The sequence below is a fragment of the Schaalia suimastitidis DSM 15538 genome (assembly GCF_000429105.1).
GTDB lineage: Bacteria > Actinomycetota > Actinomycetes > Actinomycetales > Actinomycetaceae > Pauljensenia > Pauljensenia suimastitidis.
In genome coordinates this window covers 101304-119744 of the sequence record NZ_AUBF01000009.1, presented here as the reverse complement: position 1 = coordinate 119744, position 18441 = coordinate 101304, and the positions used below count along the sequence as shown (strand labels likewise).

At 56.3% G+C, this 18441-nt stretch carries 20 protein-coding genes, 1 other RNA gene and 1 pseudogene; 4 read left to right on the top strand and 18 right to left on the bottom strand.

The annotated features are described in order from the left end of the window. Window positions 1-54: 54 nt before the first annotated feature. The 3 genes from G438_RS10860 to G438_RS0104755 form a co-directional block, all read right to left on the bottom strand. Complete coding sequence (locus tag G438_RS10860; RefSeq protein ID WP_051259305.1) at window positions 55-894, bottom strand: anti-sigma factor; 840 nt, start codon at window positions 892-894, stop codon at window positions 55-57. Continuing rightward, window positions 891-1415 carry a sigma-70 family RNA polymerase sigma factor gene (locus G438_RS0104760; RefSeq protein ID WP_034285206.1) on the bottom strand — a complete coding sequence of 175 codons (525 nt, stop codon included), beginning with the start codon at window positions 1413-1415 and terminating at the stop codon, window positions 891-893. Before G438_RS0104760 ends, G438_RS10860 begins: the two co-directional genes overlap by 4 nt. A 200-nt stretch (window positions 1416-1615) precedes the next feature. Further along, on the bottom strand, window positions 1616-3469 hold the full coding sequence (locus tag G438_RS0104755; protein WP_026460357.1) for a cytochrome c biogenesis protein CcdA: 1854 nt from the start codon (window positions 3467-3469) through the stop codon (window positions 1616-1618). On the opposite strand from G438_RS0104755, the gene G438_RS12470 reads away from it, so the two are divergent. From G438_RS12470 to G438_RS12730, 4 genes and pseudogenes are all read left to right on the top strand, one after another. After that, window positions 3460-3609: a hypothetical protein gene (locus G438_RS12470; protein WP_165569230.1), complete on the top strand. Its 150-nt coding sequence runs from the start codon at window positions 3460-3462 to the stop codon at window positions 3607-3609. The genes G438_RS0104755 and G438_RS12470 overlap by 10 nt on opposite strands. 50 nt (window positions 3610-3659) lie before the next feature. Then, window positions 3660-3968, top strand: a complete 309-nt coding sequence (locus G438_RS0104745) for a hypothetical protein (protein ID WP_026460356.1) — start codon at window positions 3660-3662, stop codon at window positions 3966-3968. A gap of 378 nt (window positions 3969-4346) precedes the next feature. Beyond that, window positions 4347-4499: a hypothetical protein gene (locus G438_RS12755; protein WP_205618408.1), complete on the top strand. Its 153-nt coding sequence runs from the start codon at window positions 4347-4349 to the stop codon at window positions 4497-4499. 166 nt (window positions 4500-4665) lie between these two features. After that, a pseudogene (locus G438_RS12730) lies at window positions 4666-4921 on the top strand (terminase TerL endonuclease subunit); the annotation flags it as partial. A 63-nt stretch (window positions 4922-4984) separates the two neighbouring features. Here the strand turns inward: G438_RS12730 and G438_RS0104730 are convergent. The 15 genes from G438_RS0104730 to G438_RS0104665 all read right to left on the bottom strand — a co-directional run bounded on the left by G438_RS0104730 (window position 4985) and on the right by G438_RS0104665 (window position 18383). After that, on the bottom strand, window positions 4985-6196 hold the full coding sequence (locus tag G438_RS0104730; RefSeq protein ID WP_026460355.1) for a hypothetical protein: 1212 nt from the start codon (window positions 6194-6196) through the stop codon (window positions 4985-4987). Between the two features lie 442 nt (window positions 6197-6638). Further along, window positions 6639-7014, bottom strand: a transfer-messenger RNA (tmRNA) gene (ssrA, locus tag G438_RS12225). A 265-nt stretch (window positions 7015-7279) separates the two neighbouring features. Further along, window positions 7280-7807 carry an SsrA-binding protein SmpB gene (smpB, locus tag G438_RS0104725; RefSeq protein WP_026460354.1) on the bottom strand — a complete coding sequence of 176 codons (528 nt, stop codon included), beginning with the start codon at window positions 7805-7807 and terminating at the stop codon, window positions 7280-7282. Between the two features lie 148 nt (window positions 7808-7955). Continuing rightward, on the bottom strand, window positions 7956-9329 hold the full coding sequence (locus G438_RS0104720; RefSeq protein WP_165569229.1) for a peptidoglycan DD-metalloendopeptidase family protein: 1374 nt from the start codon (window positions 9327-9329) through the stop codon (window positions 7956-7958). A gap of 11 nt (window positions 9330-9340) precedes the next feature. Then, on the bottom strand, window positions 9341-10255 hold the full coding sequence (gene ftsX / locus G438_RS0104715) for a permease-like cell division protein FtsX (RefSeq protein WP_026460352.1): 915 nt from the start codon (window positions 10253-10255) through the stop codon (window positions 9341-9343). Window positions 10256-10259: 4 nt separating this feature from the next. Continuing rightward, a complete protein-coding gene (gene ftsE / locus G438_RS0104710; protein ID WP_026460351.1) occupies window positions 10260-10949 on the bottom strand; it encodes a cell division ATP-binding protein FtsE in 690 nt (229 codons plus the stop codon). A 116-nt stretch (window positions 10950-11065) separates the two neighbouring features. Beyond that, a complete protein-coding gene (gene prfB / locus G438_RS0104705; protein ID WP_026460350.1) occupies window positions 11066-12196 on the bottom strand; it encodes a peptide chain release factor 2 in 1131 nt (376 codons plus the stop codon). A 176-nt stretch (window positions 12197-12372) separates the two neighbouring features. After that, window positions 12373-13734, bottom strand: a complete 1362-nt coding sequence (gene gdhA / locus G438_RS0104700) for an NADP-specific glutamate dehydrogenase (protein ID WP_026460349.1) — start codon at window positions 13732-13734, stop codon at window positions 12373-12375. A gap of 81 nt (window positions 13735-13815) precedes the next feature. Beyond that, entirely contained in the window at window positions 13816-14226 is a 411-nt protein-coding gene (locus G438_RS0104695) for a hypothetical protein (RefSeq protein WP_205618407.1), read from the bottom strand. Window positions 14227-14255: 29 nt separating this feature from the next. Then, window positions 14256-14672, bottom strand: coding sequence for a hypothetical protein (locus tag G438_RS0104690; RefSeq protein WP_026460347.1), 417 nt, complete (start codon window positions 14670-14672; stop codon window positions 14256-14258). After that, on the bottom strand, window positions 14662-15018 hold the full coding sequence (locus G438_RS0104685) for a TadE/TadG family type IV pilus assembly protein (protein ID WP_026460346.1): 357 nt from the start codon (window positions 15016-15018) through the stop codon (window positions 14662-14664). Before G438_RS0104685 ends, G438_RS0104690 begins: the two co-directional genes overlap by 11 nt. A 49-nt stretch (window positions 15019-15067) precedes the next feature. Continuing rightward, on the bottom strand, window positions 15068-15259 hold the full coding sequence (locus tag G438_RS0104680; RefSeq protein ID WP_051259304.1) for a hypothetical protein: 192 nt from the start codon (window positions 15257-15259) through the stop codon (window positions 15068-15070). A 159-nt stretch (window positions 15260-15418) separates the two neighbouring features. Next, window positions 15419-16312 (bottom strand): type II secretion system F family protein, encoded by an 894-nt coding sequence (locus G438_RS0104675; RefSeq protein ID WP_051259303.1) that lies wholly within the window; start codon window positions 16310-16312, stop codon window positions 15419-15421. Then, window positions 16309-17169: a type II secretion system F family protein gene (locus tag G438_RS0104670; protein WP_026460343.1), complete on the bottom strand. Its 861-nt coding sequence runs from the start codon at window positions 17167-17169 to the stop codon at window positions 16309-16311. Before G438_RS0104670 ends, G438_RS0104675 begins: the two co-directional genes overlap by 4 nt. Further along, the gene (locus tag G438_RS0104665) at window positions 17169-18383 is read right to left on the bottom strand and encodes a TadA family conjugal transfer-associated ATPase (RefSeq protein WP_051259302.1); all 1215 of its coding nucleotides are present in this window, start codon (window positions 18381-18383) and stop codon (window positions 17169-17171) included. Before G438_RS0104665 ends, G438_RS0104670 begins: the two co-directional genes overlap by 1 nt. Between the last annotated feature and the right edge of the window lie 58 nt (window positions 18384-18441).

The following is an 18441-nucleotide window of genomic DNA, read 5'->3' as shown; positions in this document are numbered from 1 at the left end:
ACGCTGCCTCTCATGTCACGCTGTCTCATGCACCCTTTGTGGCACTTCATGTGCTTATGCTGTCACCAGTGTTGACTCTTTCTGAGTATCGTCGGCCACGCGGAGTACCACTACAGGCTCCCCTGAAGGCTGTGCTGAGCCTCCTTCAGGTTCAATTGTGACCAGGATTTCCAGACCTGGTTCGGGCATGATGTCGATAAAGGAAAATGATGTTCCTTTGCTGGGTGAATACATTCCTAAGGGTGTGACCACTCCGTTTTGGCGTCGCCACAACTGTAGAGCCAAACCGTGAGACTGTTGAAGTTCGGCCGGTAGTGTCAGCGCAGTCATCTCCATTCCACGAGACCATGTCAGTGTTGCCACGTGTCCATCAGGCATCACGTCAGCCACACGTTCGACGTCTTGCGCTTGATTCAGTTTCGCGTAGTGCATTGACGGTTCCATTGAGTCCATTGCGCTCCACCGGCCAATGCCCGCACCGGCAAGGAGAAGCAGGACCGCGGCTACGCCTCGTAATGCAAAGGTTCGGAATTGCCGAGGCCGCAGTGGCGTAACGGGCGCAGGCGCACCTTGGGCCGCTGACCGATCCGCCTGTGCTAACTCGGCTGTCTGTGCTGGCTCAGCCATTCGCCCTGACTCATTTGCCTGCCCGATACTGTCCGTCTGCCCTGCTTCGTCCGTCAGCGTTGCTCCATCCATCTGCTCTGTTACCCCGTCCGTCTGCCGTGCTTCGTCCGCCTGGGCTGCCTGACGAGGCGACGCCTCGTCTTGCCCACTTGAAGTGACGGCCCGCATCAGTGCAGCTTTGATCGCAGGGGGTGGGGCGACCGGGCGCAGTGAGGCGCCTAAGGCAGCGGCCGCCTCGTTCGTGATGTCGTCAAATTCGTCGCTCATCGTTGCGCCTCCATCCATTGTCTCATTCGGGACAGACCGTCCCGTATCCGTGTTTTCACTGTGCCAAGCGGAGTGTGCGTGACCTGTGCAATTTGTGCGTGGCTCAGACCCGTGAAGTAAGCCAGGATAATTGTCGAACGGTAGGGTTCACCCAGTTCTTTGAGCATATGTCGTACTTCTTCTTGGACCATACGTTCTTCAACCTTTTCTACCGTTTGATCATAGTCGGCACTGGCGTGTGGGATTTTTGCTTCACGGTCGCGGTGAGCTTGGCTCGCCCGCACGCGGTCGATTGCGCGGCGGCGAGCCAGGGTCACCACCCATGCCTGGGCGCTTCCTCGCTGCGGATCATATGATGATGCTTGCCTCCATACTTCCAGAAACACTTCCTGTAAGACTTCCTCAGATTGTGCGTGATCCACAAGGATTTGGAGGATGAGCGCGAATAGGCGTCCGGACCATGCGTCGTAAAAGCGCTCGAATGCCTCCGTGTCACCTCGTCCGATACGAACGAGGAGCATCTCATCGACAGTAGTTACTCGAAAACTCACTTAGTTATCATAGGGCGATATGCTCACGGTGAGCACGTGGGATACCCTCGCACCCACCGCGAGCATATGACGTCGGGCACATGGCGCGACTCCCCCAGCTCGGGGGCCTTACCGCCTTTCCCCCAGCCCGGGGGCCTTACCGCCTCACCGAACCGGGCATCTGGTGCGGCTCACCCAAATGTGAAGGAGTACAGTTGCACCCCTGGGGAAACTTCTAGTTCAAGCACGCCCGATGTTGGCTCCATGGTGCGCACTAGTTCCAGTGCATTGGGCACACCACCCACATCCATTGTCTTTTGCACACCATTGCTGTTCCACGTGAGTTTCCCTTCGCCCGACGCCACCACATTCACCTGAGACCCTTGCCAGGCCAGGCGCAAACGGGCAGGCGTGCCTGCTGGCGTAATGTGCTGGTGTTCAACCTGCCAGTTCCCATCAAAAGCAACATGGTCCTGATCGAGGTTTTCTGGGAAGGCGAAGCGATGTTCACCCTGCGTGAGCATCCCATTCGCCACCCGCTGGGCACGCCACGCTCCCAAATAGGTTTCGGGGGTACGACGAATGTGCGAGGCGGTGGCATCCTCAGTGGCAAAGATCGGTGCAGGCAAGGTCACTTGCGGGTTGGCGGCAACAAGAAGTTCTCGGATGAGCTTCTCAGTATTAGCTTCTCCGCCTTCGCCGTATTTAATTTGACGCAGGCGCCCCGAGGCGTCGGCCAGATAATGAGCAGGCCAGTAGTGATTATCAAAATTACGCCACGTCACCAAATCTGAGTCGACCGCCACCGGATATGTGATGCCCAGTTTTTCGGCACCTGCCTGTACATTCGCCACCTCTTTTTCGAAAGCGTATTCAGGTGAGTGAACACCAATGACTTGCAGACCCGATTGTGCGTAGGTCTGATGGAGACGCTCAATTCCCGGTATTGAGCGTTGGCAGTTAATGCACGAGTAGGCCCAAAAATCCACCAGCGTCACTTTTCCTTGACGTGCGGTTTCGTCAATTGCCGCACCGTTAGGCGTATTGAACCAGGCGTGGATCCCGTCGATCTTTGGCAGTGGACCACAATCAGCTAGTTCTGTTGCACCATCTACACAGTTTCTCAATGTGCCGTTAGCAGCGGCCGATGGGGCGCTACCACCTCGAAGGAGTTCTCCCGTGCTCTTTTGGAGCGAAGCAGTGTAGTCAGGCAGTGCACGTTGAATCACGGCAGGAAGATCAAAAACGATGCCGACAGCAAGCGCGATCATTGCGATACCAGCGGTCAGTCGAATAGCGCGCTGACGTGTGCGGAATGCGGCGATACGTTCGGTGAGGCGTCGCCCTGCGAGCGCAAAAAATAGCAGCGGGATAGCGGTACCTATACCAAATGAGATTGCAAGGAGGACTGTGTCAGTTCCGATCATTCCTGTTGTACCTGCGACTGACACGGCAGCAAGCACAGGACCGGCGCATGGCACGTAGGCTGTGCCAAGAACCAGGCCGAGGAGGAACCCGTTGGACGATTTTCCTGTGTCAGCTTTGCCGAAGCGAGCGAAAGGACGTTCGAGGATCTCCATCACTTGGGGGAAGAGCATTCCCACGCCAATCAACGCCAATAGGACAACGCCGGTCCAGCGAATGAAGTCTTGAGGTAGACGCAAAAGATTGAGCAGCGTCGAGCCAAGCAAGGTAAATGTGGTGAAGCTCAGGACGAGGCCGGCGACGACAAGGTAGGGTCGCCACCGGGATGCGCGTTGCTGAGCCTCAGGGCTGCCTTGTGCTGGGAGTGTCCCCAGTGCGCCCGACACGCCTGGGCTGCCGGAAGCACTTTGGGCGACGGACGCACCCTGGCCTCGTAAAGCACCCTGACCACCCAGGTTAATGCCCGGAGCAACACCCATATTGATGTTTCCAACCTTGGCGCCCTGCCGCGCCGATTGCGCACCACCCGATAAGAAAATCACGGGTAGAACCGGGAGAATACACGGCGATATTCCCGTAATTAACCCTCCAAGGAGGCCAACAAGGATTAATGACGTCATATTTTCCTTCTTCCTTCGAACTGATGACTTATGCAGGGTTCGATGCCAATGCTCATTCGGATTGGCCGAAGGTTCGTTTCCGCGCGTTACATGAATCACAGGTTATTGAGCAATCCACGGTGGGGCTGTGCTTCGAATAGCTCGTGACGGTATCGCCTGATACCTCCATCAGTGAAAGGACACATCCTCCATGAAAACCTTGAAATTTGTCGCAGCATCTTCTCTCGCTATCGTCACCGCACTGGGATTGGCCGCGTGTGGCACCTCTGGTTCAGGTTCTATGAACAACAGCAATAAAAATCAGCCAGCGGTGTCGAATACGACGGACGACAGAATGAGTGATGGAAAGATGAGCGACGGAAAGACCGGCGACGACAAAATGAGTGACGGGAAGATGAGCGACGGAAAGACCGGCGACGACAAAATGAGCGACACTAAAATGACCGACGACAAGATGAGCGATAACAAGATGACTGATAACAAAAAGGCGGTGGGCTAAAGGCTTTTCTCCCGCACTTGTTGCGCAGGTGACGCGACCGTGCGTCGTGGCTTTTCTGCCACCATCTGATTTTTCATCACAGAACAAAACCCGCAGGAGCGAATAACACATCGCTCCTGCGGGCGTATGGCGGCACGTGTTGGGCACCTTTTGTCGGCCTCGTGGCGTTATGGCGCTCATCGGTGTATGCACGTTTGGGTGTGCCTTGATTGCCCGTGCGTGTTTACTCCAATGGAATGCACACTTCGGTCACGAGTTGGTGTGTCGGTACCACATCGGGTGTCGTCAGCTAGACGAGGAATACTCACGCAGCCAGGGAGTCACCTCGCATGGGCGTCAAGGAATCTTAGCGACCTTGTCGGCCAGAAGATTGTAGGCGTGCTGCAGGGCGAGGTGATACAGGTTATGCAGCTTGGTGGGTTGCTGTGGTCATGCTCTTTCATCATCAACGACCCGGCGGGCAAGCACCGCCCTTTTGGACTCAACGTGTTGGCCGACGACTTCCAGACCGAGCTCATTGAGACGCGTTAACCTGGTAAGGTCAGGGCGGGTAAAGGTAACGTGAAGCACGTCGAGGTCTTTCAGGTGGAAGGCGTAAGAACCTCCATCATCGGAAGACCCAGACCCCCACCCTAGCACCGACGCATCGCCCCGATCACGCTCGCGGTACAACGTCGATTGCGGTGAGCCACATGTCCCGCCCTCGAAAGAACTGATGAAACTCGCGATAGAGGGAAGGCTGGCCCACGGTGGATACCCGGTACTCGGCCGGATGGTCGACAACATTCATGTGCACACCGACCCGGCCGGGAATATCAAACTCGACAAGTAGAAATCCATCAAGAAATCGACAGCACCGTCGCCACCATCATAGCCTCGACCGCACCATCCATAGATGCAGCACCAGCACCGGGGCTTCGGTGCACGACGAGCACGACATACTGGTTTTCTAGGTCACCATGAGGCGCAGCGTAACGAGATATCTCGTCAGTTCAATTGGTCGGTTCGGAGGGGGCTTACTTCCACTGACACTCGATTTCATAGATCAGTTTCTTGTCATGTTGGAGCCCTAGACGCTCAGCAAGAATTTCCAGGAGATCAAGCTCCTGCTTGTTGATCTTGCCATCGACCGCGGATGCGATGACAGCTGCCCGGTAGAGATATGGAGCGCCCTCAGCGGACATCGAGCTGATTCGTTCCCAAAGATCCTCTTCATCTACTTCGATCTGGCTTTTGAAGGACTCGATGTAGTGCTGGTAGTCCTCACTGTTATTACCGCTTTGCTCGGCAGACACCGTGAGGTAGTGCAGGAGAAGTCGCTCTTTGTCCTGGACGGTCTTGTCAATGTTGATGATCCACCACAGAACTGCAAGAACTGCCTCAACGTTCTCTGCTTGGGCCACAATTCGCCGAGAGGCCTCGATGATTTGGGCTTCCCTGCAAAGCGAGATCTTGGCCCGTTCGCCTGCCGCCTTGGTCATCCATCGATTGACTGCAGTCGTCAAGGGGACAGTGACACCAGGGATGGTAAACTTGATGATATTGCGTTGAAGAAGGTACTTTCCGACGACTGGCAGACTCTTGAGCGCCGCGAGAGTTGCGCCGCTGAATACCTTCTTCATGACGGGACGTATGAAAGCGGGCAGTCCCTTCATGACCGCGCCGCCTGCGGTCTCACCTGCCTTGACACCGAAAGCCAGTTTCACCAGCTTCCACGTGTCATCTGGGTCATTGAGATCTAGCGGGACGCCATAAAGAACGGAGATGTCATGGGTCATGCGTAGCTGCAAGTAGGACGTGTAACTCAGGTCAATGGCGAAGCTCGCTCCGCCTGCGGGTAGCGTCAGCGGGGAAGCACCACCACCGGTGCCAATCGTGGCGGCAACGACACCTGTGTAGGCAAATGAACTGAGAGCACCTTCGATGGCGGCGTAGTTTGCGGCCATCTTGATACGCGCATCGACAACAGCGTCAGGAGGAAGATTTGGGTACTTTTTCTTGAAGTAATTCGCATCAACCTGCGTCACATATTGATTGAGCGAGAACGCTAGAAGCTTAACGAACCAGTCTCCGCTTTTGAGATCGTCTATCGAAAGGTTCGACACGAACTCTCGAATACGCGCAACCTCTCGCTTGACGTGATTCCTATCTTCGTCAGAGGTAACGATCTCCTCGTCAATCGGATCTACAACGAAGACCTCGTTGGCATCACCATCGGTACGGTCCATTCCCTAACCACCTTGTATATGAAGCACATGGTACGTCAGTCAAGATGCCATCGGTAACAAAACACTGTCAACTCATGTTATCTCGAGAAGGAAACACAGACATGGGCCTTGACAACTGGATCCGTGGTGAGAACACCCGCCACGCCGACAATCACGAGCTGTCGGGCCAGTAGGCGTTCCTGTTCGGTCCCAGCACATCGGGGCAGACAGTGACCGACCGTAGGGCGATGCAGATGACCACCATCTACTCCGTCGTGCGGATCCTCGCCGCCTCGCCGATCTACATCCCCGCCCACACTACCCTTCGAGCAGTTCACCAGCCCCGAACTCACCCAAGTCGGCAGAACAGCCGCCGCCTGACAAACGAAAACTCCCCCGGCACGCGCCGGGGGAGCGACCCAAAGCAATTTCTTCGACACAGATTCGTGAAGAAAGAGCCTTCTAGTGGAGATGCGGGGAATCGAACCCCGGTCCGACGGCTGGCCCCGAGGTCTTCTCCGGGCGCAGTCTGCTGGATTATTTCTCAGCCCCCGGCGTCATGCAGACCTGCTACCGGATAGGCTCAGTTGACTGAATGTCGAAGCGAGTCGGCCAACGCAACTCGCAACCAGTGGCTCTCTGAACGACGCCAGGAACCGGGCTGAGAGCACCACCCGGGCTGACGGACTAAAGGTTCACGCGGCAATCAGGCGGCGAGAACGTAGTCGGTGCGGTTCTGTTCGGCACCTATTGGTTTGCGCGTATCGTTAACGAGTTGAACGCACATCCTCGGCCCGCTTCCCCTCGATCGACAACCGTCGTCGAAACCGATCATCCCCTATTGAGTTCACAACTCACTCCCCTACCGGGGCAACACGTCATTCTACGCTGCCTACGCCCCTACTCGCAAGAGATCAATGACTGGTTGATCCTCCGACAAGCCAGTCGCGACGCTATGTATGCCCAGGCAGCACCAGTCAATACAACGCAGCAGACCACCGGCTACGCATGTGCAGCGAAACAGCGCAACGCACAGAAGCCGCACACAACGAAATCCTCACACGCGCCCTTCCACATCTCACCCAAGGCAGTCAAAAGCGCTTGTTAACGCTGAGGCCGCTTAACGTAACGACTCATCGCACGTTCCGCCTCACGCTTATCTTGCGCTTCACGCAAGGCATGACGCTTGTCGAACTCTTGTTTACCTTTGGCCAAAGCAATCTCGACCTTGGCTTTTCCACCGATAAAGTACAGTTCCAAAGGCACAATCGTATAGCCTTTGGCCGCAACTTTCTGCGCGAGACGCACAATTTCTGCCTTGTGAAGCAGCAGTTTCCGTTTACGTGTCGGCGCGTGATTATTCCACGAGCCTTGCGCATACATGGGGATATTGGCACCGTACAGCCACGCTTCACCATCCTTGGTTTCCACCCACGCGTCAACTAGCGACGCGCGCCCCATTCGTAGCGCTTTCACCTCGGTTCCCGAAAGCACCAGACCTGCCTCCCACGTGTCTTCGATAAGATAGTCGTGGCGTGCTTTCTTGTTGCGAGCAACAACTTTTTTCGAGTCCGCTTCTGCTTTGCGGCGCTCCGCCTCGGTCATCTTCGGCTTTTTCCACTCTTTGGGCATCGGTGCTTCCTCCCTTCTTGACTCCAGCACACCTACGATAGACGAGGCGCGCCCGCCGTGCATCTTCATCGCACCAAAACGGGATGGCCAGCGCCGCTACCTGAGTAGCAGCACCGCGTGACCATTCGCAAGCAGTGGTAGCGTCAGTTCACAGGTAGTTCATCGGGTTGACGTAACTACCGTTGGCGATAAACCCTAGGTGAAGGTGGCACCCGGTTGAGCCACCCGTCGTGCCCACCAAACCTACCTGCTGTCCAGCACGCACATACTGGCCGACAGACACAGAGTAGGCCGATAAGTGCAGGTAGTGCGACACCATCGGAGTGCCATTAATCGTCCCGTGGTTCACCCACACCGTCTGGCCACCAGTGCCCCACCACTTCACATCAGTGACGTAACCACTTGCCACCGAATACACTGGAACACCGCAAGGAGCACCGAAATCAGTTCCCTGGTGCATGGTACGCACCCCTGTAATGGGATGGATACGCCACCCGAAAGGCGAGGTCACCGGATAGTACGACGGCAACGGGTAGACAAAACCAGAGGATGACGACACCGAAGAAGAACCGGAAGACCCCGACGAACCTGAGCTGCCACTGCTTGCTGCTGCCGCTGCTGCCGCGCGTTCCCGAGCAAGCTGCGCTTCACGTTCAGCGTCGAGGCGTTGCACCTGTGCAGCAGCGTCAGCAAATTCGCGGTCGGCTTGAGCAAGTTGAGCAGTGGCTTCAGCTTGACGTCCGTTCCATTCTTCCTGTTTTGCCTGAGCCTGTTCACGTAGTGACGCGAGCTCAAGTACCTTCGCTTCGGCATCACGCTCTGCCTGAGCTGCGGCTTCCGCGGCAGCACGCGCCGTTTCTTCCAGTTGAGTAACACGCGCAGTGATTGCTTCTTGTCGCGCAGCCTGATTACGTTGTGTGGACTCTGAGTTCAACGCTTGTTGGAGCGCCTGATCTTGGCTTTTGGCAAGGACTTCCGCGGCAGCAGCACGCTGTCCAATCTCTTGGCTACCTTCGGCGGACAAGACCAACGCCATCGGCGAGGTCATACCACCTCGGTACATTTCGCGTGCCATACCGCCAATTGTTTTCGTCGCTTGTTCTTGTCGGTCCTGTGACGAAGCGACCTCAGCCTCCAGTCGCTCCTGTTCGCCACGGGACGCTTCAAGTTGCTCAACAGCGATCTGATGTTCACGTTCCGCATTGTCACGCCTCACCTGCGCTGCGGCAAGGTCACCTTCTGCTAGTGGAATCTGCTGATTGAGAGCATCAAGATCAATGTAGATCTGCGCCAATTCCGTACCAATGCCTTGAAGGTCAATGCGTAACTGGTCAGCACGCGCCTGCGCTGCTTGCTGCCGCGCCACCGCGTCGTCACGTTCGTCAGCAACCGACGCAGGAGTGACAGAAAGCAGCGACAGCGGAACGGCCAGGACCAGCGCAAGCGCTGCAACGCCTCGTCGCGCAACAGACGTGCGAGCCCCAAGCGATAGGGTGGACCGGTGGCGGCGATGACGCATCATGATTCCTCCGCTCAGATCTTCGTGTACTTCGCAAGTGAGAACATTGAGGCAAATAAGGCCAGGAGCACGGCTGCGCCAATGAGCAGCGGCGTAATAATCCATACCTCCGCAGTCCCAATAAAACTGGTCCATTGGAATGCTTTAGCCAACCAGCCGTCGATCAGCAGGTGGACGCCAAGGAACAAGGTGCCCACGGCAAGTATCGCGCCCGTCACTGCCGCCAAGGCGCCTTCAATCATGAAGGGGGCTTGGATAAACAAGGAGGAAGCACCCACGAGACGCATAATGGAGGTTTCGCGTTCACGACTCAGGGCCGATAGACGAATCGTTGTGGTGATCAGCAAAACGGCGGCCACAATCATCACCGCGGCCAATCCAAGGGCCCACAATTTCGCCGTGTCGATCACTTTAAACAGTGGCTCGACGATTTCTCGTTGGTCTTTGACGACCGCCACACCAGCTGTGCCTGAGAATTCTTCTTGAATCACCGTGTACTGTTCGGGGTCAACAAGTTTGACGCGGAATGACACGGCCATCATGTCTTCAGTGGTCCACTGGTAAATGGTGGTATTGCCGAAAAGTTCAGTGAAGTTTTTGAAAGCCTCAGCTTTGGATTCCTCGTAAACTTCTTTGACCAGTGGCGCAAGTTCAGCTGATTGTAGGCGTGTGCGTACTGCGGCAATTTGTTCTTCAGTGGCTTCGAGGCCATTGCACTGCGGCATTTCGTCGTCTTGGGCGCACATGTACACTGACACTTCAATTTTGTCGTACCACTGTGATTTCATCCGAGAAATCTGCATTTGAGATAGTCCTGCGACACCCACAAATAGGAGCGACACGAAGGTCACCAAGATCACGGCGATTGTCATAGCGCGGTTGCGGGACAGGCCTTTGCCGACCTCGGCGAGGATAAAACGGAGTTTCATCGTGTCAGTTCCCTTCTCCGTACACGCCACGCTGTTGGTCACGCACCACGTGCCCGTTATCCAGCTCAATGACACGTTTACGCATCTGGTTGACGATCGCTGCATCGTGAGTTGCCATGACAACGGTCGTCCCCGTGCGGTTAATACGATCCAGCAGTCGCATAATGCCAAGAGACGTATCCGGGTCGAGGTTCCCGGTCGGTTCGTCAGCCAGCAACAGTTGCGGACGGTTCACCATGGCGCGCGCAATTGCTACACGCTGTTCTTCACCGCCGGAAAGTTCATGCGGTAGACGCCGTTCTTTACCTTTCAGCCCCACCATGTCGAGGACGTCAGGTACTGACGTTTCAATGGCGTGACGCGGCTTGCCAATTACCTGCATTGCCAAAGCGACATTTTCGTACACCGATTTGGACGGCAGGAGGCGAAAATCTTGAAATACTGTGCCGACCTGGCGGCGTAGTTTCGGCACTGACCAGCGGGACAATTTCCCAACATCTTGACCAAGGACCCACACCTTGCCTGACGTGGCCTTGTGTTCACGCATGACTAGCTGAAGGAAGGTGGATTTACCTGACCCGGATTTGCCCACAAGGAACACAAATTCTTCGCGCTCGACTTCTAAACTCACGTGGTCAAGTGCGGGGCGTGCGCCTTTGGCGTACACCATCGAAACATCGTCGAAGCGGATCATATCGTGGGGCCATCCAATTCGGGGACATGGTCCACTTCAGGTTAGGCGCGCCTTTGTCCGTTCGCAGGTGGCGACACGCCTAATTCACGATATGTGCCCTATGGTGCTGGTGACTCTCAGCGTTCTTCGGCTGCCTGGTTCTTACGCCAGCGAATACCGGCGTTAATGAAGCCGTCAATATCCCCATCAAATACCGACTGCGGATTGCCCGATTCATATTCGGTGCGCAGATCCTTGACCATCTGATAAGGCTGCAGCACATAGGAGCGCATCTGATCACCCCACGATGCTTTGACGTCACCCGCCAGTTCTTTCTTCATTGCCTGCTCTTCTTCATGGCGACGCATGAGCAGACGGGACTGAAGGACACGTAGCGCGGCAGCACGGTTTTGAATCTGTGATTTTTCGTCCTGCATGGACACCACAATGCCTGTGGGGATGTGGGTCATCCGCACCGCAGAGTCAGTGGTATTGACTGACTGTCCGCCCGGCCCTGAGGAACGGAAAACATCTACTTTGAGTTCATGTTCTGGGATTTCAATGTGGTCAGTGGATTCAATCAGAGGGATTACTTCCACTGCTGCAAACGAGGTTTGCCGACGCCCTTGGTTATCAAATGGGCTGATACGGACGAGGCGGTGCGTGCCTGCTTCGACCGACAAGGTGCCGTATGCGTAAGGGGCTTGCACTTCGAAGGTGGCCGATTTTAGCCCGGCTTCTTCAGCGTATGACGTGTCCATAACCTTTGTGGGATACCCGTGGCGTTCGGCCCACCTCAGGTACATGCGGAGGAGTATTTCAGCGAAATCTGCGGCATCGACACCACCTGCACCTGAGCGGATGGTGATCACCGCGTTTCGTTCGTCATACTCGCCATCAAGGAGGGTGCGAATTTCTAGATCCGACAGGTCCGCCCGTAGTTTCGCCAAGTCTTTTTCGGTTTCGGCAAGGATCTCTGCGGCTTCGTCAGCGTCATCTTGCGCAATTTCGCCAGCCATATCCACCATCGCCTCAAGGTCATCGATGCGGCTGGTCATGCTGGTGACACGATCCAATTCACTTTGCCGGTGACTGAGTGCCGAGGTGACTTCCTGTGCTTTCGCAGGGTCATCCCATAGGTCGGGGGCTGCGGCTTTCTCCGTTAACTGCGCAATTTCGCTGCGCAGTTTTTCGGGCTGCACAACGGCCACGATATTGTCCATCGTGGTGCGCAGGGACTGGATCTCTTCTGAGTACTCAATTGCCACCCCTATAGCCTACGCGAGGGGCATGCCTTTAGTCGCCCTCGGCGCCGGTGTTAGGCCCCACTATGGTGCGCTCCACTGCACATAACGGTCCGCTGTAGATTACGGCGCACTGCGCATACAGGCAGCGGGGCAGCCCTGGTTGTCCCAAGTGGCTGCCCCGCTTAAAGTGGCGTGGATTAGATAATGCCGTGCGCCACCATTGCGTCGGCAACCTTAATGTATCCGGCAAGGTTAGCGCCAGCAACGTAGTCGCCGCCGACACCGTATTCTTCTGCGGTTTCCACGCAGTTGCGGTGGATGTCGACCATGATCTGGTGAAGTTTGTCTTCGGCAACGTCGAAAGTCCACGAGGTGCGGCCCGAGTTTTGCTGCATTTCCAGTGCCGAGGTGGCCACGCCGCCAGCGTTGGATGCCTTACCTGGCGCGTAGAGGACGCCTGCGCTTTGCAGCACTTCGATGGCTTCCGGGGTGGTCGGCATATTCGCGCCTTCTGCCACGAGCAGCACACCATTCTTTACCAGCGTACGCGCATCGTCCTGGTGGAGTTCGTTTTGGGTGGCGCAGGGAAGTGCGACATCACAGGGCACGTCCCAGATGGAACCGTCGGCAACCAGGCGAGCGCCAGGCTTTTGTGCCGCATAGTCAGCGATACGTCCGCGACGCACCTCTTTAATTTCTTTGAGCAGCGCAAGGTCGATACCGGCTTCGTCAACAACGTAGCCTGACGAGTCAGAGCACGCCACGACGGTGGCACCCAGCTGCTGGAGCTTTTCGATGGCGTAAATCGCGACGTTACCTGAGCCGGATACGACAACTTTCTTACCGTCGAAGCTATGTCCCTTGGTGGCTAGCATTTCTTGCGCGAAGAAAACGAGGCCGTAGCCGGTTGCTTCGGTACGCACCTGGGATCCGCCCCAAGTCAGGCCCTTACCGGTGAGTACGCCAGCGTCGAAACGGTTGCGGATACGCTTGTATTGGCCAAACATGTAACCAATTTCGCGACCGCCCACGCCGATATCACCGGCAGGCACGTCGGTGTCGGGACCGATATGACGTTGAAGTTCAGTCATAAAGGATTGGCAAAAACGCATGACTTCGGCGTCAGACTTCCCCTTGGGGTCAAAATCTGAACCGCCCTTACCGCCGCCGATAGGCAGTCCGGTGAGGGCGTTTTTGAAGATCTGTTCGAAGCCGAGGAATTTGATGATCGACAGGTTGACCGAAGGGTGGAAACGTAGTCCGCCTTTGTATGGGCCAAGAGCCGAGTTAAATTCGACGCGGAAACCACGGTTCACGTGGACATTTCCAGCGTCATCGGTCCACGGGACGCGGAACATGATTTGACGTTCCGGTTCGACGATACGGTCAAGAATGGCGAGATCACGGTACTCAGGCTTGCGGTCAGCCAGCGGAGCGAGGGTGAGAAAGACTTCATACAGCGCCTGCTGGAACTCGGGTTCGTTGGGGTTCCGACGAAGGACAGCCTGATAGGGAGCGCGGAGCGATTCACTGATTCGTTCAATATCTAGATTCACCATGTCATGATTTTCTCAAGCATTATTTTACCACCGCATTACCTTTCCAGTATGTGGACCTGCCAATATGACCCTATCGTCAGGTCAGTAAAGCCGCGCAGCAGCCGTAATATCCAACCGGGGAGCCACAACGTCACCAACAATCTCAGGAAACACAGGGATCACTGCCTGCGTAGTCACACGTACCACAACATCGCCACCTTCGATATTGACTGACTGCAGTGTCACACCTTCTCCCACGCGACAATTCGCCTGCCGCGCACGACTAAGTGTCGCCTCGGCCCGTTGTGTAGCGCCAACAACGTGTATCGGTAAGCGATCCGAGGCACCGCCTCGGTAAAACGCATCGGCGTCACCTACCTGCGCGGCCGCATTAGCCACGGTGTCGGCGCACGACAGTAAACGCATTCGCTGCACTTCAAGAGCACTAACTGCCGCCCCGACCAGCACCAGAGAGAGCACGATAACCAACACGAGGAGCATTAATAAACTCACGCGGCCTTCTTCGGCGTCAGGCTGTGGCCTCATTGGACACTCACCTGCTCGACCAAGGTGGTGGCACTGGCTGAAATGGGAATCTGTGCAACATTCATCCACTGTGGTACCAACGGCCACTGCACCATTGCTTGCACTGTCACCGTAATATTGCGCTCTGGCCCCTCACAGACAGTGCACCCAATATCTACCGACTGCGGCGCTTGTAACCCAAAATCAGCGAAGGTCATCGTAATCTGCTCGTGCGCGCCAGCTGTAGCCTCGGCATTACGCGCCACTAATTTGCTGGCCGAGGCACTGGCCGATTCCGCTGCAAATACCGTTGCCTGCACTTGAGCGAGCGTGAGAATGAAATAGAACAGTGGCACCACCAGGACAACGACGAGTCCAACAAACTCAATGGTGGCCTCACCCTTTTCCCCATTGGTGGACGCTCTATTCGTCATGCTGCGTCACCTCTACCGGTGCACGGCCCGTCACACGCAACCACTGCGGTCCCCACGTAGCTACAAGCGGCACGCTGGTGCGTACACTGACTTCCACGACCTGCTGACCTGCGCTACCCACACGTGACACAGTCACTTCACTCACTGCGGGGGAAAGCATAGTGTCGAGCATGGCGTGGACACGTTGACGGCCCTCTTCATCGCTACTTCCTACCAAAGCAGCGCGGCGCGCTCCTTCAACAGCAGCCAGTGTCGCCATGTTTCGGCAGTGAAGTGCAAGGCCAAGTTGGATAAGCCCAAGGAAAAGGACAACGACAAGTACCTGGACGAGGACATGGGATACCACTTCGGACCCTTCCTCGTCGCGGCACCAGCCATGACTTGCTGCCCGGCCGTTAGATGACGGCGATTTTGTTGATCGCACTTTCAAATACCTGCACGAGTTGTGTTTGAGCCACCGTCCATATGGCCACCACCAAGGCGGCTGTCATGAGCGTAACAAGTACCCACCCAGGGACGTCACCTCGTTCAGTATCGTCGCCACGAGCTGGGAAGAAGAACGCAAAAATTGCGGTGATGATTACCATGGGAAGCTCCTTGAAGTGTTGATGGGGGTCGGCGTGTGGAAAATCGGGATCGGAACGAAAGCCGATCGTAGAAGACGAGAGTAGATTGTGGACAAGGAAAACAGGTTGCGGGCGAAAGGCGCCTAGGCGGGGTTGTCGACACCGACAACGTCTTCCACACTACGGCGAAAAGGAGAGGGCTACCAGCCCGGGATACAGTGCAAACAGCACTGTGATGGGCAAAATCAGGAAAACCACGGGAAAGAGCATGGCGATTTCTCTTTTTCCTCCTTCCTCCATAAGGGCTGCGCGGGAATGCTCCCGAATATCACGGGCTTGGTCGTGGAGGATTTGCGTCAAAGGTGAGCCCCGCTCTATGGCAGCAATCAGAGTGCGTGCCAAACGATCAAGGGCAGGCGAGTCGTTGCGTGCCGCAAGATCGGCAAGGGCTTGAGTGGTGGATTCACCCAAATGGATATGGCGCACCGCACGGTGGAATTCGCCAGCAATAGGGGAAGAACACGCTCGGGCCACCCGGGCAAGCGCATCGGGCACAGATTCACCTGCACTGACCGCAAGCGCCATCAGTTCTGAAGCATCAGGAACCTGCTGCTCGATAGCCTTTTGGCGTGCTTTGGCACGCACCGACAACAGCCAATCCACCAGTGCAGCACCCGCGAGCGCACCAAGGGTAACCCCAAGCAGCAACAGCAAAACTGCACGTTCTGGATGTTTGGACCACAGTAACGGGGCGACCATAGTTGCACTGAGCGCACTGGTCACCACTGCGATACCAACCTGTTGAAGACGAAAGTTCACCACCGAATCAGGAGAACCCAAAAGTGTGAGGCGTCGTTCAACGCTGCCGTGGGTTGACCCTATGGTTTCTAACACGGAGGTCAACCAGGTGGGTAATCGACGCGAAGCGGAGCCTGACGGTGACCACGCCTGGGGCTGAGCTTGGGCAACACGTTGTGCCAAACTGGGGTAACGCAGACGCACAGCGGCGATTATCAGTATGATTCCGCCACAAACACCCAGAGCAAATACGACCGACAAAAGATTTTCGCTCACCGCAAACCCCGTTTCTCTGTGGGGAGGCGACCCAACAGGTGCATCAAGCCGTAGGCGCCCGCACAGCACACAGCGCCAATGAATAAGACAATCGCACCATGAGGCGTATTCCACGCGGCAGCTGCACCTGGCTGTGCTGACACCATGACAAGCACCAGCCACGGGGCAACGACGGCAAGGCGGGCAGCGTTAACGGTCCACGACTGGCGAGCCTCCAATTCACCTCGAGTGCGCGCTTCTTCGCGCAGCAACACCCCAAGATCACGCAACACAACCCCAAGGTCAGCACCACCGACCTCACGGGCCAGACGCAAAGCCTCAATAATGCGGTCTGCCACAGGGTCAGCACAGCGCTCTTTCACACGATCAAGTGCTTCACTGAATTTTCCATGCGCACGGTAGTGACTAACAAAAACCGAAAAATGGGGCCGCAACACCTCCGGCCCACTGACAGCAAGCTCACACAACAGGTCAGGCAAACCTGCACCAGCGCGCACGCCCGATACCAACGCGTCAACAACATCAGGCCAAGCGCGTTGCATCAAACGACTGTGGGCCCGTGCCCGCTGGGCCACCACCAACGGCAAGGCAGGCAAAGACAACACCATCAAAGTAATGCTGACAACCCACACCCTTGTCCACACGCCAACAGCAAGTCCCACAACGACAGCAACGATGATGCTCAAGGCGACCAGTCGCCATGGTGTAAGCCACGTGATCCGACTGCGGATGATCTGGTCGGACCACGCCAGCCACCACCTCGGCACGCGAATACCCACGTGTGGTGTGCCAACGAAAACGGATGCCATTAGCAGGACACCGGCGGCGAAAAGGACACCAAGCATAATTGCGAACATCACGCGCCTCCTGCCAGAAGCTGCCCAAGATCAAAGCCTGCTGCTGCGAAACGCTCGTGCGCATCCAGTGTGCCGCCACCGCGATGGATCCGGGCATCATCAACGGTCCATAGCAATGACGTTTCAATGGATTCGCCTTCCACACGGCCAGGCAAGGCAAGCACCTCCGTGATGCGGCGATGCCCCGAACGCTCCCGGTTAACGTGGCACACCAAGTCAACGGAAGAAGCCAAGGTGGGCAGGACGAAGCCGGTGGTGACATTACCTCCTGCCAGTAGCGGTAGCATCGTCAGCTTAGACAGCGCTTCTTTTGCACTATTACCGTGAACGGTTGCCATGCCTGGCACCCCAGCGTTGAGTGCGAGAAGCAAATCAAGGGCTTCTGGGCCACGCACTTCGCCGACGATCAAGGTTTCTGGCCGCATACGAAGGCTTTCGCGCACAAGGTCGCGCAGTTTTACTTCACCGCGCCCTTCGAGGTTGCCAGGCCTGGTTTGTAGAGCAACACAGTCACGATGGAGCAGCCCAAGTTCGAAAACCTCTTCACAGGTGATGATACGGCGAGTACGTGGGACTTCACCTGCCAATGCGCGCAGCAGCGTGGTTTTCCCAGCTTGAGTTGCGCCAGACACAATAATGGACAGACCCACCTGCACTGCGGCCCGCAAGAACCGGGCAATGGGCGGGGCAACCATATCAACCGCTTCAAGGTCACGCAGGCTGTGGGCTTGCTGGATATGCTTCCGAATATTGACTGACCAGTGCGTGCCTGCCACCGGTGGGATCACCACGTGGAGCCTTTCCCCTCCACGTAACATCGCGTCAACAAAGGGCTGCGAAATGTCGAGACGCCTCCCCGAAAAATGCAGCATCCGTTCAACGAGGTCCCGCACCTGTGTGTCGGACAGGATGATAGTCGTCAGTTCGGGCACACCGTGACGCGCAACAAAAACCCTGGTGGGAGCGTTGATCCAGATTTCTTCAATGTCGTCATCGTCCAGGAGTGCCTGAAGTGGACCAAGTCCAGATACCTCCGCTAAAAGGTGGGCGACGGCGTCAGTACGGTCATCAGGCGGGAGCGGACGCCCGGTGCTATCCAATGCCGCTTCGATGACATACCGGGCTTTTTCGCTGGAAGCAAATGGGTCGATGCCCGCGCGTGCAAGCTGTTCACGCACATAGGGCAATAGTTGATCAATCCACTGATCTGCCATATCGCCCTCCTGTGACCAGAAAGATACTGCTACAGGCAGATAACTACATTGGCACCCC